This window comes from Methylotetracoccus oryzae (assembly GCF_006175985.1).
GTDB lineage: Bacteria > Pseudomonadota > Gammaproteobacteria > Methylococcales > Methylococcaceae > Methylotetracoccus > Methylotetracoccus oryzae.
Map to the genome: position 1 here is coordinate 52,008 of NZ_SRSH01000018.1, position 18,793 is coordinate 70,800.

The following is an 18,793-nucleotide window of genomic DNA, read 5'->3' on the forward strand; positions in this document are numbered from 1 at the left end:
ACGCAAAACGCATCCCCCTTTCGAGCCATGCGCGTGTCGCGGATGTGTCGGCGAGGACCTGGGTACAGCGCGTTCGGTCCCCCATGGCCCCCGCGCAATAATCTGAAGAGCATAAAAAACCCCCGGGGGGCTTGCGCCCACCGGGGGTTCAGGTCACCCCGCCCGTCGCCGGGCAGTGTGCGCCGTTCTTACATGAACGACGGGATCAACGGTGCGTCGATCTGCACCATCTCACGGTTGCCAGCTGCGTCAAAGAAGAACAGCAGACCCGCGAAACGGCTGTCCGGATCGTAGATGATGTCGGACAGACGATACACTTCCCACGCCGCGTCGGAAGCTTGCACTTCCACCGTGCGCGTCTCACCCGGTGCGATCGCGCTGTTGTCGCTCACGCTCAGGCCGTCTTCCGCCAACAAGTCTTCCGGATACCCGGTCTTGTCGGTCAGCACGTCGCTGTCCAGGAACCGCACCGAAGCGGTGTAGAACTCACCCAGACGCACAGCGGAGCTGCCGTTGTTGGTGATCGTCAGCTTCATGCGCATCGCACGACCCGGCACGCGGTAGGAAGCGTCTTCCACCTTCACCGCCACCGTCGCCTTGTGGTCTTCGATCGGCTTGATGCCACGCATCGTACCAGCCTGCAGCGGGATGGTGATCGGGTACTTGCTGTTGGCGCTCGACATCGCGAAGATGACGATCAGGATCGTCGCCGCCGTGAAGCCCATCGCCACCTTGCGGTCACCCGACGAGATCAGCTCGTCCGCACGACCCGCATCCGTCATCAACAAACGCGGCATGAAGATCGGACGACGGCACCAGTACAACATCCACGCTGCACCAATGGCATACCAGAAGAAATGCCAGAAGTAGATGTTGCTCAGGTTGTAGTCTTCCAGATCGATCGTCTGGCCGGTCAACGTGGTGATCGGGTTCTTGAAATCACCCATCGAACCTTCGATCGTGATCCACTTACCCGGTCCGATGATCGGACCACCGCCCTGTACGTTCATCATCGTGTGAACGTGCCAGTCGCCAGGACGACGGGCCTTCAACACCACTTTGAACTCGTACGTCTTGCCGATTTCCAAACGCACGGAACGCGGCACCAGCTGTCCACCGATGTACGATTCCTTACGAATGAAGACCGGGCCCGGAATACCAATGTTCAGGAACGATACGTCCGGCTCGGCGACCGATTCCGGCCAACCTTCGAACACGTGGAACTTGCCTTTGATTTCCACGAAATCGTTGACGTTCACTTTCTCTTTCGACCAGGTCAGGTCGAACCAGTGAATCGTCCGCATACGCATGAAGGCCGCCTGCGACTTCTCACCATGAGCCGACGCCGTCGGCGCGTACAGGCTCGTCGCCGCAACACCGGCCAACAGGCCGAGTACCGACCACTTGGCAATCCGGTCTTTTATTTTTTTCATGAGTCCTCCTCTTTCGAGTCTTTGCATGATGGGTGTGTCCCGGGCTTCCGTTTTCTCAGAACCCGTGGACTAGCGCTCTGTCTCAGCTACTCTCAACAAACCGATTAGGTCTGCTTCAGGAACCGCTCGGTCGCGAACCAGCGACCCACAAAGTGCCACATGAAGTAGATCAGGATCGACATGAACGCAGAGAAGAAAGCCGACACCGGCGCCACGTCCTTACCGAACGTACGCAGCGTGCCCTTCTCCACCATACGGATGTATTCCGGCGTACCGGTACGGACGTAGTTGTAACCCTGAATGTCCGCAATCGACATCAGCATGCCGCTGTATTCCACCGGCACGTGAATCGGTGCAATGATCGGCCAGTTGCACGGATAGAAAATCAGGCCCGAGCCCATCGCGCCCACGATCGCCGTGAACAGGTAGCAGACGCTCATCATCAGCATCGTGTCGAGCAGGATCGCGCCCGGGGTCAGAATCGCCGGGAAGACGAAGTTGACCGGGAAGTAGGTCCAGCCCCAGAAGTTGAAGTAGCGGTTGATCCACTCACCCAGCAACAGGCCCAGCACGCACACCGTCGCGCCCCACGGTTGACGATACCGCTCCCACAGGTACGACTGTACCGCCGCCGGGAACGTGATCAACACGATCGGGGTCACCGTGACCCACAGTCGACGATCTTTCCAATCCGACCAGAAGTCCCAGTCGCCCATCGTCAACATCGCGTGAATGTGGTAGGAACCCACGATCACGAAAAAGACGACAAACAACGCCATCAAGTCGACCGTACGCGAAACCTTGACGGCCTCGGCGTGAGAATGAACTGCACCACTCGCAGCGCTCATACGTTACCTCCAAAGAGTGAACATTTTCTTTTCGTTCCCCCGGTGGCTCGACCTCCCAGGCCAGCCCACCGCTCCCGCTTCCCTGCGCTAGCCGGCGGCAGGTGGTCCGCTCGCGCGCACCACCCGCCCCGACCGCTCCACTTATTTGGCGATCAAGCCCTGATCAACCGCTTCGCCGATATCACGACCATTCAGCTTGGTGAAGCTGTAGAAGGTCTGGGTCAACGTACCCATCACCGCCAGCGCCAACCAGCCGAAGATCACGAAGCCGTAGTGCAACGGCGCGACGAACAGCTCTTCCATGAACCAGAAGGTGTGACCCCACTCGTTCAGACCGACGTTCGGCAGAATCATGAACGGACCGACGACCAGAATCAGGTACGGCAGCGAAACACCTTCGCTGAAGTACGGCAGACGGGTCTTCGCGTACAGGAACGCCGCAAAACCGGTGATGATGTAGATCGGGTAGCTCAGGTAGAACTCGATGATGTGCGACGGCGTGAAGTCGGTGTCGCGCACGATCGTCTGATGCCACGTGCCGTCCTGCTCGGTGAAGTAGGAAGCACCCCAGTAGATCGCCCATGCGTAAGCAACCAGCCACACCAGGTGGGTGAAGTTGCGACGCAGCTCTTCGCGCGGCGCCAGTGCCGCCAAATTGCGGTCACGCGTCTTCCACAGGTAACCCCACAGGATCGACGCCGTGGTGATCTCCAACACGATCTCGGTGTACAGGAAGTTCATCCAGTACGTCTCGAACTCCGGTGCAAAAGAGTCCAGACCGGCCGACCAGCCGTAGACGCCTTCGTACCAGCGAACCCACATGTAAAACACCGTGTAAATAGCCAACGCAAACGTCAGCCACTTCATGTCCAACAACGGACGATCGCGCTCTGCGACGCCGCCAAGAGTTGTTGCTGCCATTGATTTACCTCCAAATGGATGTTTCAAAGTCGCCCGGCTCGCACCAGGCCACCCTTACCTCAGCCTCCTGCTTCTTGTGTGCTCAGGTCCGGCTCGCGCCATTCCCAAGGCCCCCCGATCCTTCGGGTGGAGCGCAGTCTAGTCAGCACCCCCGTGGGTGTCAAGAAAAAAGTGCGACAGAATGCCGCAGGTAGTAGCTGGGTGCGGAAAGGGACGAAAGCCCGTTGCAGGAACACCAAAGAATCGCGAATGAGGACACACGGACGCGCGGCGTCACGGTCCCTTGGCCCTGCGGGAAGCGACGGCGCGAAGCCGCCGAAAGTGGGTTCGGAGCGGAGGACAGACCGCGATGGCGAATGCAGTCGTGAGGCTATTGGACGATGAGGATCTCGCCCTTGCCGTTGGCGGCGAGGTCTCCGGCATACCGCTGGACACGCTGGCAGATTCCAAACGCGCTGGAGCCGAGCCCGACAAAGCTGCGCAGCAGCAGCGGCAGGAATCCGAGCGTGTGAAGACCGCAGTCGTTGAACGTGGGTGGCACGCTGCCCGGAGCACTGAAGAGGAGCAGGGTGCCTCGTTTCATCGCGTAGCCGGGGTGAGCGCCGACGCGCCCCTTGACGGCGATCGTGCCCGCCACCATGCGCGAGCCCAGATATTCGCCGGCATCGCCCTCGATCAGGATCACGCCACGGCGCATGTGATCGCCGACCCGCGCGCCGGCACACCCCCTGACGACGACTGAACCGCCCGCCATACCCTTGCGATTGCCCGGCAATGCGCCGCCGAGCCAATCCCCGGCATCGCCCTCGACCAGGATCGCGCCGCGTCGCATCTCGGCCGCGCAGAAGAGGCCCACACTGCCCGTCACACTGAGCCTACCGCCCTTCATCTGCAGACCGACATAGGCGCCGGCGGGACCTTCGACACGGATCTCGCCCTGGGTCATACCTCTTCCGACATAATCCAGCTTCTCGGAACCGCCGCGGAAGATCACGCCGGGATCGCCCTGACCCACCTCGAAATCGAACAACTCGTCCACGGCAAGCGTTCGGTTCCCGTATTGCAGCGGGATCGCACCGATCTGGTCCGGACCCAGCGGAGCGAGCGCCTCGGGAATCAGCGGCGACACGTCGAGGCGCTGCCGGAGAGCGGCCTTCAAGGCAAAAGTGACGGCACTCATCTGCTGCATCCTGAAAGATAAGGTTTGCGACCGGCGGACGTCGGGCTAGGCCATGATTTCCCGCAGGGGAAACAGGAACGGACCGAGCTTGCCGCCGTAGTTGCCCGCACTGATGCGCCGCACGCCGTTCGCGGCACCCAGCGCGCAGACCGCCTCGATACCGAGGCGCATCGCGCGCCGGATATCCTGGTCGGACAAGCCGTCGATGACGATCTCCATCACCGACTCGATCTCCGGCGACAGGGCCGTTACCGTCTGGCCCTTCAAGGTGGGACAGAACGCATCGTTGGTGGACGCATTGAGCGCCTTGTAGCGGGAACCGACCTTGGAGCCGGACCGGACGACACCGCCCGGAAAGGGCATGATCACGTTGGGGACGGTCTTCATCGCGGCGATGGCCGCCTCGCAGGCTGCCAAGGCCTGGGCCTGCGATTCGGCCAGGATGAGGAAATTACCCCCTCCGACGGCAGGCACGACACCGGTCGTCTCGTCGCACAGAAACTCGCCGTCCATGACGGGGATACGCCAGTAGCGGCGCCCTGCGATCTGCTTCGATATCTGGAAGCCATCGCCGAAGAAGCGGAGGTTCTTGCCCAGAGGGATCTTGTCGCCGTCGTGGATGCCTGCAAACAAGGCCGATGTCGGAGAGGTCAGGACACACTGCCCGGCTCGCGTTTCGACCTGTTTCGCGAGACCCTTGCCGCCCATCGCGAAGATCAGGGCCGACACCCCCGGCCGGCCGTCCGGCGTGTCCGCGGGGTCCAGTTCGCGCTCGATGCCGGCCTCGCAGCCGCAGGCAATGACGGAGGTGGCAAAGCCGGTCATCGCGTTGGCCGCGTGGTAGGCCCAGCGTTGATTGAGCGCGGTGATGATGACGCGCGTGGCCTTCATCGGAAAGGCTTCCGCGAAGGTGTCGTCGATGGCGACGCCATTGATGATCATGAGCGCCCCCCCGTCCGGCAGGGGTGGATAAGGATCTTACTGCGACCGTCGCCCTCGAGTTCCCAGTCGCTGATCGGGAAATTGTCGACATGCATCGTGAGGTACCGGTCGAAGTAGTCCTTCAGCCGCCCTTCGATGCTTCGATCGTATTCCGGCCGGATGGTATGGACGTTGCCCCAGACGACGTTGACGATCGTGCCGTGATCGACCACCAGTTCGCCATCCTTGAACACATAGTCCGGCGCTTCGAACATCTTTTCGACATCATCCTGCGGACTGTACACGGTGATGTCCGCACCGGCCCCGGCACCGAGGTGGCCGCGGTCCGACAACCCCAGGAGTCGCGCGGCACCGGCCCGCGTCATGATGGCGATCTCGTACAGGCTGTACTCCCGATCCAGTGCACCCAGGTTGCTCAGCGCAGCCGCGTCCGGGTTGATCGTCGCCAGCATGTCGTTGCGGAAACTGCGATCCATCAGCAGCTTGATCAGATGCGGGTAACTCGTGAACGGTGCGCCATTCGGATGGTCGGTGGTCAGGAAAACCCGCCACGGATCCTCGACCATCAGGAACACCTCAAGCCCGATGCACCATTGCAGCGCGTTGACGAAGTTTTGGTCGCGGTATTTGAAGGGCACGACGCCACAACCGGCATCGCACTCGATGTCCATGCACACCCATTTGGCCGGATTCGCGTGGCCCGCGTTGGCGTGCTGACGCATCGAATCGCCGGAAGCGGTGACCGTGGCACCGAACAGAATCTGTCCGACGTCGACGGTGATGTTCTTGTTGGCGTTGACCGCCTCGGCGATCCGCGCAGCCCCGGACGAGAATTTGCGATCGCCCTCGGTGCCGTAGCTATGAAACTGCACGTGTGTCAGGTGCATCGGCAACCCTTCGATGCCGGCGATCGTGTTGAGGGTCGTGTCGACGTTCCCCGGCACACCGAGATTGCAGCCGTGGACATGCAGCGGATGAGGCACGCCGAGTTCGTGCACGGCACGCGCCAGCGACTGCAAGATCTGTCGCGGCGTCACCCCGTAATAAGTGTGATCCTCGTCCAGATCCAGCTTGCGCTGATTGAACTTGAAGGCGCTGATGCCGCCGGGGTTCACGACCTTGACGCCGATGCACTGACTGGATCGGATCGTCCACGCGACGTAGTCGTTGATGAGGCGCTGATCGGCCCCGGACGACAGCAGGCGCAGGAAGAAATCGTCGCTGCCCAGCATCACGTAACCGCCGACGTCCAGCAGCGGCACGTCGGCCATTTCCATATGCGCCTGACGGGCATTGATCGGCAGCACCGCGGGCTCGAATCCGGCGGTATAGCCCATCTCGGCATAGCGGTAGCCGGTGGTCAGGGTTGACGGGGCGGCGTGCCCGCAGCCGCCGCGCATCAGTCCTTCGCGCACCGCCGGATCGCCGCGATGATCCTCCGGCAGCAGTGTGCGCGCGATCGTGACCTTGCCGCCACCGATATGGGTGTGCATGTCGATCGCGCCGGCCATGACGATCCGGCCGCTCAGGTCATATACCTTATCGGGGGTGTCGCCGCCCGGCCCATCGACGATGCGGCCATCACGGATGAAGATGTCGCGCACCACCCCGTCCTGCCCGTGTGCCGGATCGTAAACCTTGCCGCCGGCCAGCTTTGTCAACATGTTATCGGCCCTCTCCGGTCACAACGCATCGAGCGCGTTTTCGATGCCCTGCAGCACCGCCTGCGCGGACGGCAACCCGGACTCCCGCAGCTTATATAAAGGCAGGGCCACGACGCTGTCGCAGCGATAAGCGTGCCCGGCATGGTCGATGCCGGGCGTCCCGACCGGGATGAAGACCTCCGGCTCCCGTTCGCAGCGCATGCCCGAACGGGCGATCACGATCGTGGGCACGTCGGTTACCGGCGGAGGCAGGGTCGACAGGCTGGCCACCCAGACCAGCAGATCCGCTTCACCGGAGGCCAGCAGCCGATCCGTGCCGAACAGGAAGGGGTCGAACTCGGGATAACCGCGGGCAAAGCTGACCCGCGTCGGATAACCTGTTTGCCAGGCGCAAACCTGGGCGGCCGTCTTGTCGCCGTTTTGGCCACCCAGCGGAAGCACACCGCTGCGGGTCGTTTCGTTCAACACCACGACCAACTGACACAATTGCTGCACCGTCAGATCGGCATTGGGAAAATCGAGCTGACCCGCCGCCCAGGCGACCACGCTGTAACTGGCATGCTTCAGCCGGTCCACCACCTTTTGCAGGTCACCGATAGCCAGGCCTCCGATCTCGTTAGCCTGCAAGCGCGCACCGCGCGCGAGGGCGGTGAGGGCCGCTGCCACGTCCGGCCAGCTCTCGGGCGGACAGGGCAACACCCACGGGGCCCGGCCATCCGGGGCATAAGCCGCGCGGCCGCCGGGTTCCCGACCGATGTAGATGACTTCGCGCGCCGCGGGATCCTGCCCGAACAAGGTTTCGCGATTCCAGACGAAGCGCTCGAAGAAGCGGGGAAAACCGTCCTCGATGTCGGTACCGAACACGACCAGCACATCGGCGCGATTCTTGACCTCGCCCAGCGTGGTCGCCATCCAGCCCGAATCGGCCACCACGAGCAGGTTGCGCAAACTCGGCTCGGCGCGCTTCTGATCGAACACACCGCGACAACGATCGATCAGCGACAAGGCAGCGCGCGTGTCGTTGACATCGGTTCCGAAGCCGCTGAAGACGGGGCCATGACTCCGGCTGATCAGTTCGGCCGCACGGGCGCACGCCTCGTCCAGGGAGCACTCGACTCCCGCCACACGCGGCTTCAGCGCATCGGCGGGGAGTTCGAACGCCGGCGTGGTGACCGCGTCACCGTTCGCGACGACCCGCACGCTCAGACCGGACACCTGGATCTGAAGGTCGTCAGACGCGATACCACAGAAGGGGCTCGGCACGTTCGACCGAATTTCCGCGCTGACCTGATCGCTCATCACCTACCTCGGAATGGACTTACCAGCGGCCGATAGTCGCCAGGGAGACGCCGGAGACCCCACCGGCCCCGACGGACTTTGCTGCCCGCACCGCAGCGGCGGAAGCCTTGGGCGACCCGACACAAACGGCGCAAGCATAGGGGAAACGGCGGTGAACTTTCAACTTGCGCACCGGTATCTGACTGGTAACGGTTCACGCCCCCCCTCGCGGGAGCGGGCGGGAAGCCGAGACACGCCGTGAATCCGTCCCTGGAGGCTAGCCTGCGGGTTCCCTCCCGCAGACGGTCTCGCCCTCCCGACTCGCTCCCACTACCCAGCAAAGGGGGGGGTCAATGGTTACGGACCGCTGCAGGTCGACAAATCCGGCCACAATCGACTAGCATCGCGAGCTTTACTTTTTTCGCGCCAGCAACCCCGCTGCCATGCGCCCCGACCTCGATGCCTGATCCGTGACCACGGCACCCCACCGCAATTGGCCGCCGAGCGAAGTCTCGATCCGGGCCCCCGCGCGCCTGCACATGGGATTTCTCGACCCCAGCGGAACCGCCGGACGCGTGTTCGGCAGCATCGGCGTCAGCCTGAACGAGGTCGCCACCTGCATCACGCTCCGCCCGTCCGATCACCTGGCAACCCCACCAGCCTATCGCGAGCGGTGCCTCGCCATCGCGCGCCGGGTTTCGGATGCGCTGGGCCTAGCGGTCGCTGCCGACATCGCCATCGATGCGGCGATACCGGAACACGTTGGGCTCGGGTCGGGCACGCAGTTCGCGCTCGCACTCGCACTGGGACTGCATCGCCTCTACGGCGCCGAGCCTACGGTGCGCGAGGTCGCTCACCTGATTGGCCGCGGACGCCGTTCCGGGGTTGGCATCGCCGCCTTCGAAAACGGCGGCTTCATTGTCGACGGCGGGCACGGCGCGCACACCGTCACGCCGCCCCTCCTCGCCCGCTTCGATTTCCCGGAGGACTGGCGCTTCATCCTCGTCTTCGATCGCCGCGGCGGCGGCCTCCACGGCGAAGCGGAACTGGCAGCGTTCAGAACCCTGCCGCCATTCCCGGCAACCGAGGCCGCCCGGATCTGCCATCACGTCCTGCTGCGCGCCTTGCCAGCGCTGTGTGAACGCGATCTCGCCGCGTTTGGCAGCGTCATCAGCGATGTTCAGCGCTCGATCGGCGACTATTTCAGTCCGGCCCAAGGCGGCCGGTTCACCAGCCCGGACGTGGCCGAAGCGCTGGAATGGCTGCAATCCCGACAGGCCGTGGGCATCGGCCAGACATCCTGGGGCCCGACCGGCTTCTGCCTGACGGCGAGTCCGGAGCGGGCACGGCATCTGGCGGACGAGGCACGACAGCACTTCCGGGAGCGACCGCACCTGGAGTTCCTGGTCGCGAGTGCAAGAAATCAGGGCGCGGACATTCGGGTCGAGCCATTGCCGGACGGCGAGCCTAATCGGCGCGATCGTCTGTCGACACCGCAAGCAGCGGAACCCGGCGAAGTAAGCAGCGCAACGAACACCGTCTGCGACCGCTGATGGTCCCGGACGTCCGATTCCCTGACGCGACGAGCCACGTCTCTGAACACCTATCCCGCAGCGGTCTTGCTGGTGGGCGTCTCGGTGCGGATGCTGGCGCAGTCCTGCTCGCGGGCCGGCATCGATGCCCTGGCACTGGACTGGTTCGCCGACACCGACACCATCGCCTGCAGCCAGGCCTGCGCCGCCATCGCGGCTGCCGACCGGCCCGACTTCGACGCGCAGCGGCTCTTCGCAGCGAGTGAGCGTCTCGCACCCAGCGGCTCCGGCACCGCACTGGTGACCGCGGGCGGCTTCGACAGCCGCCCCGAACTGCTGGAAGCCCTGATCGTCGGACGCAGCCTGTACGGCAATGCGCCCGATACGCTGCGCCGCATCAAGACGCCGGGGCATTTCTTCGGACTGCTGGACGAGCTCGGCATCCCGTATCCCGCGACCCAACTCGACACGGCGACCACCGCACCCGGCCCGGGCCGCTGGCTCATCAAGCATCGAGCCAGCGAGGGCGGGATCGGCGTGCAGTTCTTTACTCCCGCGCGGGCCATCCCTCCCGACTGCTATCTGCAGCAACACCTCGATGCGCCGGCCCACTCCCTATTGTTCCTGGCCAACGGCACCGACATCGCGCCCGTGGGCTTCAATCGGCTGCTGACCGCCGGGCACCGACGGGACCGGCCCATGCTGTTCGGCGGCGCCCTGACCCCGACCACGCTGCCGCCCGCGCAACGGCGAGCGGTCTGCCGATACGCGCGGGACCTGACGCGGGCCCTGGGTCTGGTCGGTCTGAACAGCCTTGACTTCATCCACCACGGGGGGCAATGCCACGTGCTCGAGCTCAACCCCCGCCCGAGCGCCACGCTATGCCTTCATGACCCGAACTATCGCCAGGGTCTGCTGGCGGCGCACCTCGACGCCTGCCGCGGGTCACTGGCCGCCGCTTCCGTTACGCACGCCCCTCCGCGTGGCTTCCGGGTCGTGTATGCCGAGCGGCAAGGCCGCGTCCCGCCCGGGATCAATTGGCCGGATTGGGCTGCCGACCGGCCCTCGCCGGGCACCGTGCTGTCCGTCGGCGACCCGCTCTGCAGCGTGTCGGCCTCGGCAGCCTCGCTACCCGTTCTGGAAAGACGGCTTTTCACCCGCGAACGGCTTATCCGCGCGGCGCTGATGCTTTAATATCGCGCCCATTCGACCGCCCGGCGCCGCTGCCCAGGCGCAAGACTCAGCCCAATCGAGGACCAACATGCCAAACACACCCAGCGTCAATGCCTATGCATTGCCGATCGTCAAGTATCTGATCACCCGCGCCGACATGCTTCGGCTGGGCATCGAACGCTTCGCCAACGGCAGCACCCTGATCGACGCGGGCATTGGCGCGCGCGGCGGCCTGGAAGCCGGCCGACTGATCACCGAAATCTGCATGGGCGGCCTGGGGCGGGTCACACTGAGCCACGCCAGTGCCACACCGAACTGGCCGTTGACCGTGCATGTCCACAGCACGAATCCCGTCATCGCCTGCCTCGGCAGCCAGTACGCCGGCTGGAGCTTGTCGCACGGCCAGGGCAAGGGCGCATTCTTCGCGCTCGGCTCCGGACCGGCGCGGGCGATGGCGACGAAGATCAAGGAAGGTCGTGAAGAGCCGGTCGAGGAGCTCTACAAGGAACTCGGCTATCGCGATCGCGCCGAAGAGACGACGATCGTCATGGAAGTCGACAAACTGCCGCCGGTCGAAGTCATCGACAAGATCGCCGCCGCCTGCAGGGTCGAGCCGCAGAACCTGACCGTCATCCTGACGCCGACCAGCAGCCTCGCCGGTGGCATGCAGGTCGTCGGGCGCGTACTGGAAGTGGCACTGCACAAGGCTCATGCGCTGCATTTTCCACTGGAAAACATCGTCGACGGCGCTGCCTCGGCGCCGGTCCCTCCGCCCCATCCGAATTTCATCAAGGCGATGGGACGCACCAATGACGCCATCCTGTTCGGCGGGCAGGCGCATTTGTTCGTCCGCGGCGACGACACGGCGGCCGAGGCACTGGCCAACGAGCTGCCAAGCTCCGTGTCGCGCGACTATGGCAAACCGTTCGCCGAGGTGTTCAAGGAATACAACTACGACTTCTTCAAGGTCGACCCGATGCTGTTCAGCCCGGCCAGCGTGATCGTCACGGCAATCGAAACCGGGCGCAGCTTCCACGCGGGACGCATCGACGAGGAACTGCTCGAACGCTCGTTCGGAGACTGACGCGTGCCGCGTCGCGTCGCGATCTTCACCGAAGATCCCGGTTGGCATGGAGCGCGGATCCGGAAGGCCCTCGCGCAGCGCGGCTGCGAAGGGCTCTATGCCTCACTGACCGGTTGCCGGCTCGCACTTGGCGACAGCCCATTGCCGATCATCGTGCCGGGCTTCGACGACCGCCTGCCGGAGGCAGTCTTCGTGCGAGGCGTACCGGGCGGTTCGCTGGAAGAAGTGACCTTTTTCCTGGATGTCCTGCACGCACTGAAGCTGATCGGCATACCGGTGTACAACGATGCCGGTGCCATCGAGCGGACGGTGGACAAGGCCATGACGAGCTTTCGCCTGCACTGCGGCGGCATCCCGACGCCGCCGACCTGGACCGTCCGCGACCGCGCGCAGGCGGAGGCGATCGCCCGGGCCGAACTCGCCGCGGACCACGAGGTCGTGTCGAAGCCGCTGTTCGGATCCCAGGGCGAGGGCCTCCGCCGCTATGCGGCGGCCGACGAGCTCGGCGAACTCAGCGACAGCAACGGCATCTTTTATCTGCAGCGTTTCGTGGACTCGACGCCGGACGCGCCGCACGACTGGCGCGTCTTCGTGATCCGCAACAAGGCCGTCGCCGCGATGCGCCGCTGCGGCGTGACCTGGCTCAACAACATCGCCCAGGGCGCTCGCTGCGAACCGGCGCGCCTCGACGACCTGTTGCTGTGCCGGCTTGCCGAAGACGCCGTGAGGTTGCTGGACATGAGCTACGCGGGGGTGGACATCATCCGCGACCGCCACGGCCGTTACTCCGTGCTGGAGGTCAACAGCATTCCCGCGTGGAAAGGCCTGCAGACGGTATCGGACGTCGACATCGCCGGCCTGCTGGTCGATGACCTGCTGGGCCTGTGTGCACCGATGACAGAGCGGGAGGCGACGGCGGTTTGAGAGCGGCTGGCACCGTCCTGACGCCCGCAGCCTGCGCAGCCGCCTATCGGGATGCCTGCGAACTCGACCTGCAGGCTTTCAAGCCGGGGAATGTCAGCATCTACGCGGCCGGACACGACATGACCGTCGCCGACTTCCGGCGCAGCGCCGAGGCCAGTGCGCCGCCGCTGGCCGATCCGGCCCTGAGTCTGGGAGAAAGGATCTTCTGCGCCATCGAGGCGACCCGGGCAGCCGTCGGCTGCAACACCAACCTGGGGATCGTACTGCTCGCAGCGCCATTGATGCTGGCCGCGCAGACCGTTCGCCCGCGGGAAACACTGCGTGCAGCCGTGATCCGTATCCTGGCCGGAACGACGCGTAACGATGCCGACTGGGCTTTTCGCGCCATCGCGCTGGCGCAGCCCGGAGGGCTGGGACAGGCCGAAATACAGGATGTTCGGGAGCCTCCGACCGTCACCTTGCGGGCGGCGATGGAACTCGCCGCCGGGCGCGATCTGATCGCCCGGCAATATGCCAACGGGTATGCAGAGGTTTTTGATTTCGCAATTCCCAGTTATCATACGTGGCTAAGCCGCTGGGGCGATGAAGCCTGGGCAGCGGCGGCTGTCTTTCTGCGGCTTCTGCAACGCCTACCGGACAGCCACATCGAGCGGAAATTTGGAACCCGCCATACCAGGATGGTAGCCGCCAGGATGGCGGAACTCGAAAATGCGTTGTCGGCAGCGGCTTCCCCCGCAGAGGCAGTGGCTTCATTCCAGGCCGTCGATAGCGAATTCAAGGCGAACGGTATCAATCCGGGCACCACAGCCGACCTCACGGTCGCCTGCGTGCTTGCCGTGAAGCTCGGGTGCGCGCAGGCCTTCGCGAATGGGACGGACGATTCGGTCCACCCGCAGTGCGAGGGCACGAAGAAGCCGTGAGACGGGGGTCCCCGGACCCGGACTGGGAGGAGGACCAGGGTGTCGTTTAGTGTGAAAACCATAAGAGGAAATTGAGATGGCGAAGATTAATAAAGTGTTGGTGGGCGAGTCTCTGTTCGGTGGCGGTAACGAAATCGCGCACATCGACCTGATCATGGGACCGCGTGGCAGCGCCGCCGAATCCGCATTCTGCAACTGCATCACCAACAACAAGGACGGCTTCTCGAGCCTCCTCGCCGTGGTCGCACCGAACCTGGCTGCGAAGCCGAGCACGGTCATGTTCAACAAGGTGACCATCAAGAACGGCAAGCAAGCCACGCAGATGTTCGGGCCCGCACAGCGCGGCGTCGCGATGGCCGTCATGGATTGCGTCGAAGACGGCACCATTCCTGCCGACGAAGCGGACGACATCTTCATCTGCGTCGGTGTCTTCATTCACTGGCTGGCCGAAGACGACGCCAAGATCCAGGACTACAACTATGAAGCCACCAAGGAGTCCATCAAGCGCGCCGTAGCCGGCGAGCCGAAGGCTGCCGAGGTCGTTGCGAAGAAGGGCTCCACCGAGCATCCGTTCGCCGCGCACAAGTAAGCGGCCCAGGCCTCTTCCGGAAAGCGTTGCCGCGAGGCTTGCCTCGCGGCAACGCTTTTTGCGTTAGAGGCACCACCATTCCAGGCGCCCCGTGCCGACCGGGCACGCAGCCTGCCTCACAGCTACCGCAACGACGACCCGAACCCTCATCTGAGCACCCCATCGCAATACCATGCCGCGAGCCGCCTCCATCCGCGGCAGGGATGTAACGCGACGAGCGGACCGAACATACCGTGCGCATCCTGCTCCTGGAATACGTAACCGGCGGTGGGCTGACCCCCACACCCTCCATCGCATCGTTGATCGCCGAAGGGCGGTTGATGCGCGACGCGCTGCTGACGGACCTGGCCGAGATCCCCGGCACCGCCGTCAGATTCATGCAGCATGACAGCTTCGACGACCCCACCCCCTCGGGCGGATACGTCATCCAACGGGTCAGGGTGGCAGCGGAACAGGTGTTCGAGGACTGCTGGCAAGCCGAGCTGGCGCTGTGCGATGCCGTCTGGCCGATCGCCCCCGAAACCGGCGGGCTTCTCGCCCGACTGTGCCGCGATGCCGAAGCGGCCGGCCGCGTCCTGCTGACGGCGCCGGCGGATGCGGTCACCCTGACCGCCAGCAAACTGCGGACCATCGCAACCTTGCGCGAAGCGGGCGTACCGGCTGTCCCGACCGAGGCTGCCGACCCGAGCTTACCCCCGAATCTGCCGTTTCCGATCGTCGTCAAACCGGACGACGGCGCGGGCTGCGCAGGAATCCGGATACTCCGCACCGAGGCCGAATGGTGGGACTGGTCCACCTCGACAGGAATAGCCGGCTGGGTCGTACAGCCGCTGGTTGCGGGTGAACACCGCAGCCTTTCGGCCCTTTTCTCTGCTGGACGAGCACAATTGCTCAGCTGCAATGGCCAGCACCTGCGAATGACTGACGGCGGCCTTGAACTCGAAGCCTGCACCGTCAATCTGAAGGAAATCGATTGGGACGCCGCGCAGCGGTTGGCCGCAGCGGTCGCGGCGGCGATCCCGAGACTCTGGGGTTACGCCGGCATCGATTTCATTCAGACCCGAAGAGGGCCCATGGTCATGGAAGTGAACCCGCGCCTGACCACCTCGTACGTCGGTCTGCGCCCAGCGCTCGGAATCAACGTCGCAAGCCATGTGATCCAACTCTCGCGCACGGGCCGGCTGCCCGCGCCAACGCGGCCGGATGGGCGCAGCGTGCGCATCGAGATCCCCCTACACCATGCGAATTGACAGCGTCGGCTGGGACATCGGCGGCGCCCATCTGAAGGCCGTGGCACTGGACGGCGACGGCCGCATCGCCGGTATCGTTCAGCGCGCGTGCCCGCTTTGGCTGGGACTCGACCAGCTCGAAGCGGCCGTGCGATCGATCGGCGCGGAGTGGCCGCTGACGACGGCACGGGCCCATGCCGTGACGATGACCGGCGAACTGGCCGATAACTTCCCCGACCGGGCGACCGGTGTGCGCGCGGTGCTGGAACGGATGGCAGGCCTTTTCGAGCAGCCGTTGCGCGTCTTCGCCGGCACGGCCGAATTGCTCGACAGCCGCACGGTCTCGGCAGGGCAGTTGCCGCTGATCGCCTCCGCCAACTGGATGGCCAGCGCGATCTGGCTGGCGCAGCGCTACCGGGACGGATTTCTGATCGATATCGGCAGCACGACGACCGATGTGGTCCCGCTGGCAAACGGAGCGGTTCGCAACCGGGGGTATACCGACCACGAACGCTTGCGCTACGATGAATTGGTCTATTTCGGCATCGTGCGCACACCGTTGATGGCTTTCGCGCCCAAGGTACCGTTCGGAGGAGGGTGGGTCGCCCTGATGAATGAGCATTTCGCGACGGCAGCCGACGTGTTTCGGCTCTGCGGGGAACTCCCTGCGCACGCCGACCAATGGCCGGCCGCCGATCAAGGTCCGAAGGATGCCGTCGGCAGCGCCCGCCGCCTCGCCCGGATGGTCGGCTGCGATCTGGATGCCGCTCCGCTGGCCGCATGGGTTAAGTTGGCGGGCTATTTCCGCGAGCGATTGATCGACCGGGTGAAGGCCGCCGTGGAACATCAACCCCTGGCCATGGGCGCCGACGACGAGACCTGGCCGTTGATCGGCGCCGGCACCGGCCGCTTCCTCGTCCGCGCCGTGGCCGAACGCCTGAATCGGCCCTACCGGGACCTCGACACCGAGCTACCCATCAACAGCGACACATCGCAGTTTGCACTGGCCGATTGCCTGCCCGCCGCGGCCGTCGCGCATCTGGCCCGGGGGCCGGTATGACCGTGCTCCGCCCCCGCATCGAAGCCCTGCCGTATTTCGAGGACAGCGCCGCGCTGTTCCTGCCCTGGGCCGACCGCCGCTGGGCCGCCTTTCTCGACAGCGGCTTCCCGCACAGTCACCTCGGCCGCTACGACATCATCACGGCGGAGCCTTATTGCACGCTGGTGACACGCGGAGCGCTGACCGAAATCCGCCAGGGTGCCGAGATCCTGTTGTCGCGCGACGATCCGTTCACGCTGGTGCGGGAACGCCTGACCGGACCGGCCTCCACCGAAACCGCCGGCCTCCCGTTCAGTGGCGGCGCGCTGGGCTATTTCGGCTATGACCTGGGCCGGCGCATCGAACGCCTGCCGGACCGCGCCGCGGACCGGGAGAACATACCCGAGATGGTAATCGGGCTCTACGACTGGGCCGTCGTGGTCGACCATCTGCAGCGACAGAGCTGGCTGGTGGCGCAGGGACGCGACCCCGCCACGACGACGCGGTGGCCCCACCTGCTCCGCAGTTTCAGTCAGATCCAGACGCTGGGCTGGCAGCAGGCAGGTTTCGCCGTCACGGGCCCCGTCGAGGCCGAAATGACGCAGCAGCGCTACCGGTCCGCCTTCGAGCGCATCCAGCGCTACATCCGCGAAGGCGACTGCTATCAGGTCAACCTGACCCAGCGGTTCGCGGCGCAATGTCGCGGCAATCCCTGGGCGGCATATCAGGCCCTGCGGCAGATCAACCCGGCCCCGTTCAGTGCCTTTCTGAACCTGCCGCAAGTGCAGGTGCTCAGCTCCTCGCCCGAGCGGTTTCTGAAGGTTTCCGGCGGCACGATCGAGACGAAGCCGATCAAGGGTACGCGGCCCCGCGGGCGCACCCCCGAAGCTGATCAGGCCGAACGGGAGCAACTGCAGTGGAGCCTCAAGGACCGCGCCGAAAACCTGATGATCGTAGATCTTCTGCGCAACGACCTCGGCAAGGCCTGCCTGCCCGGTACCGTGCGCGTGCCGCGGCTGTTCGAGATCGAAAGCTACGCGACGGTGCATCATCTCGTCAGTACGATCACCGGACAGATGCGGCCGGATCAACATGCGCTGGATCTGTTGCGGGGCTCCTTCCCCGGTGGCTCCATCACCGGCGCGCCGAAGATTCGGGCCATGGAGATCATCGAGGAACTCGAACCCTGCCGCCGCGGCATCTACTGCGGCGCGATCGGCTACGTCGGCTTCGATGGCAACATGGACACGAACATCGCAATCCGCACACTGGTACATTCCGAGCACACGATCCGGTTCTGGGCCGGCGGCGGCATCGTCGCAGACTCGGACCCCGACCTCGAGTATCAGGAATGCTTCCACAAGGCGGCGGCGCTGCTGCAGCTGCTCGAACACTTCCAGATCCGCCAGGCCGGCGGCGGCCGTGCGTGTCGTTAAGCTCGGCGGAAGTCTCGCCGACTGGCCGGAATTGCCCACCTGCCTGAAGGGCCTCGCGGACCACGGCTGCGTCATCGTACCGGGGGGCGGTCCGTTTGCCGACCAGGTCCGCGAGGCCCAGCACCGGTGGCGATTCGACAACCGGACAGCACATGACATGGCGCTGCTGGCCATGGCGCAGTTCGGACGGATGCTGGCCGGACTGGAGCCGCGACTGGCGACCGCCAGCGTCCCTCCCGACCTTCTGCCCGCCATCGCCCAGGGGCGCAGCGTCATCTGGCTGCCCGACCCGGCGGCCGAAGATCTCCAGGCACTGCCCGCTTCCTGGGACGTCACCTCGGACACGCTCGCGGCATGGCTGGCGCGGCGCATCGGCGCGACCGAACTGGTACTGGTGAAATCGGCGGCGGTTCCGCCGGGCGAATCCGACCTCGCCCGACTGTCGGCCGCCGGGCTGGTGGACCGGGCTTTTCCCGACTTCGCCGCCGACAGCGCCTGTGCGTCATGGATCTGCCACCGCGAGCACTACCAACGCCTGAGAGACCCGTTGCGCGATGCGCCTGGGCTTTGGCGTGTCGGGCCGACGGCCCGGAACTGAAGC

At 64.8% G+C, this 18,793-nt stretch carries 17 protein-coding genes; 10 read left to right on the forward strand and 7 right to left on the reverse strand.

Annotation, left to right across the window (positions count from 1 at the left end; all coding sequences use genetic code 11):
* Positions 1-188 precede the first annotated feature (188 nt).
* The 7 genes from amoB to BWR02_RS16655 all read right to left on the reverse strand — a co-directional run bounded on the left by amoB (position 189) and on the right by BWR02_RS16655 (position 8,287).
* A complete protein-coding gene (gene amoB / locus BWR02_RS16625; RefSeq protein ID WP_129884071.1) occupies positions 189-1,433 on the reverse strand; it encodes a bacterial ammonia monooxygenase, subunit AmoB in 1,245 nt (414 codons plus the stop codon).
* 104 nt (positions 1,434-1,537) lie between these two features.
* Complete coding sequence (gene amoA / locus BWR02_RS16630; RefSeq protein WP_139559040.1) at positions 1,538-2,281, reverse strand: ammonia monooxygenase, bacterial type, subunit AmoA; 744 nt, start codon at positions 2,279-2,281, stop codon at positions 1,538-1,540.
* A gap of 141 nt (positions 2,282-2,422) precedes the next feature.
* Entirely contained in the window at positions 2,423-3,202 is a 780-nt protein-coding gene (gene amoC / locus BWR02_RS16635) for a bacterial ammonia monooxygenase, subunit AmoC (RefSeq protein WP_139559041.1), read from the reverse strand.
* Positions 3,203-3,572: 370 nt separating this feature from the next.
* Positions 3,573-4,382: a formylmethanofuran dehydrogenase subunit C gene (locus BWR02_RS16640; protein ID WP_139559042.1), complete on the reverse strand. Its 810-nt coding sequence runs from the start codon at positions 4,380-4,382 to the stop codon at positions 3,573-3,575.
* A gap of 45 nt (positions 4,383-4,427) precedes the next feature.
* Positions 4,428-5,324, reverse strand: a complete 897-nt coding sequence (fhcD, locus tag BWR02_RS16645; RefSeq protein WP_139559043.1) for a formylmethanofuran--tetrahydromethanopterin N-formyltransferase — start codon at positions 5,322-5,324, stop codon at positions 4,428-4,430.
* A complete protein-coding gene (locus BWR02_RS16650; RefSeq protein WP_139559044.1) occupies positions 5,321-6,988 on the reverse strand; it encodes a formylmethanofuran dehydrogenase subunit A in 1,668 nt (555 codons plus the stop codon). The genes fhcD and BWR02_RS16650 overlap by 4 nt, the downstream gene beginning before the upstream one ends.
* 18 nt (positions 6,989-7,006) lie before the next feature.
* Positions 7,007-8,287: a formylmethanofuran dehydrogenase subunit B gene (locus tag BWR02_RS16655; protein ID WP_139559045.1), complete on the reverse strand. Its 1,281-nt coding sequence runs from the start codon at positions 8,285-8,287 to the stop codon at positions 7,007-7,009.
* A gap of 449 nt (positions 8,288-8,736) precedes the next feature.
* Here BWR02_RS16655 and BWR02_RS16660 point away from each other — a divergent pair, with 449 nt between their 5' ends.
* From BWR02_RS16660 to BWR02_RS16705, 10 genes are all read left to right on the forward strand, one after another.
* Complete coding sequence (locus BWR02_RS16660) at positions 8,737-9,819, forward strand: beta-ribofuranosylaminobenzene 5'-phosphate synthase family protein (RefSeq protein WP_236102344.1); 1,083 nt, start codon at positions 8,737-8,739, stop codon at positions 9,817-9,819.
* Between the two features lie 72 nt (positions 9,820-9,891).
* Positions 9,892-10,992, forward strand: coding sequence for an ATP-grasp domain-containing protein (locus tag BWR02_RS16665; RefSeq protein ID WP_236102352.1), 1,101 nt, complete (start codon positions 9,892-9,894; stop codon positions 10,990-10,992).
* 67 nt (positions 10,993-11,059) lie between these two features.
* Complete coding sequence (mch, locus tag BWR02_RS16670; protein ID WP_139559047.1) at positions 11,060-12,055, forward strand: methenyltetrahydromethanopterin cyclohydrolase; 996 nt, start codon at positions 11,060-11,062, stop codon at positions 12,053-12,055.
* Between the two features lie 3 nt (positions 12,056-12,058).
* The gene (locus tag BWR02_RS16675; protein WP_236102346.1) at positions 12,059-12,979 is read left to right on the forward strand and encodes an ATP-grasp domain-containing protein; all 921 of its coding nucleotides are present in this window, start codon (positions 12,059-12,061) and stop codon (positions 12,977-12,979) included.
* Positions 12,976-13,899, forward strand: coding sequence for a triphosphoribosyl-dephospho-CoA synthase (locus BWR02_RS16680; RefSeq protein ID WP_236102348.1), 924 nt, complete (start codon positions 12,976-12,978; stop codon positions 13,897-13,899). The genes BWR02_RS16675 and BWR02_RS16680 overlap by 4 nt, the downstream gene beginning before the upstream one ends.
* Positions 13,900-13,975: 76 nt before the next feature.
* Positions 13,976-14,488 carry a formaldehyde-activating enzyme gene (fae, locus tag BWR02_RS16685; RefSeq protein ID WP_129883485.1) on the forward strand — a complete coding sequence of 171 codons (513 nt, stop codon included), beginning with the start codon at positions 13,976-13,978 and terminating at the stop codon, positions 14,486-14,488.
* 233 nt (positions 14,489-14,721) lie between these two features.
* Positions 14,722-15,738, forward strand: a complete 1,017-nt coding sequence (locus BWR02_RS16690; RefSeq protein ID WP_139559048.1) for an ATP-grasp domain-containing protein — start codon at positions 14,722-14,724, stop codon at positions 15,736-15,738.
* Positions 15,728-16,777: a hydantoinase/oxoprolinase family protein gene (locus BWR02_RS16695; protein ID WP_139559049.1), complete on the forward strand. Its 1,050-nt coding sequence runs from the start codon at positions 15,728-15,730 to the stop codon at positions 16,775-16,777. The genes BWR02_RS16690 and BWR02_RS16695 overlap by 11 nt, the downstream gene beginning before the upstream one ends.
* Positions 16,774-18,192 (forward strand): aminodeoxychorismate synthase component I, encoded by a 1,419-nt coding sequence (pabB, locus tag BWR02_RS16700; RefSeq protein ID WP_139559050.1) that lies wholly within the window; start codon positions 16,774-16,776, stop codon positions 18,190-18,192. Before BWR02_RS16695 ends, pabB begins: the two co-directional genes overlap by 4 nt.
* The gene (locus BWR02_RS16705; protein WP_139559051.1) at positions 18,179-18,790 is read left to right on the forward strand and encodes an amino acid kinase family protein; all 612 of its coding nucleotides are present in this window, start codon (positions 18,179-18,181) and stop codon (positions 18,788-18,790) included. Before pabB ends, BWR02_RS16705 begins: the two co-directional genes overlap by 14 nt.
* The last annotated feature ends 3 nt before the right edge of the window (positions 18,791-18,793 follow it).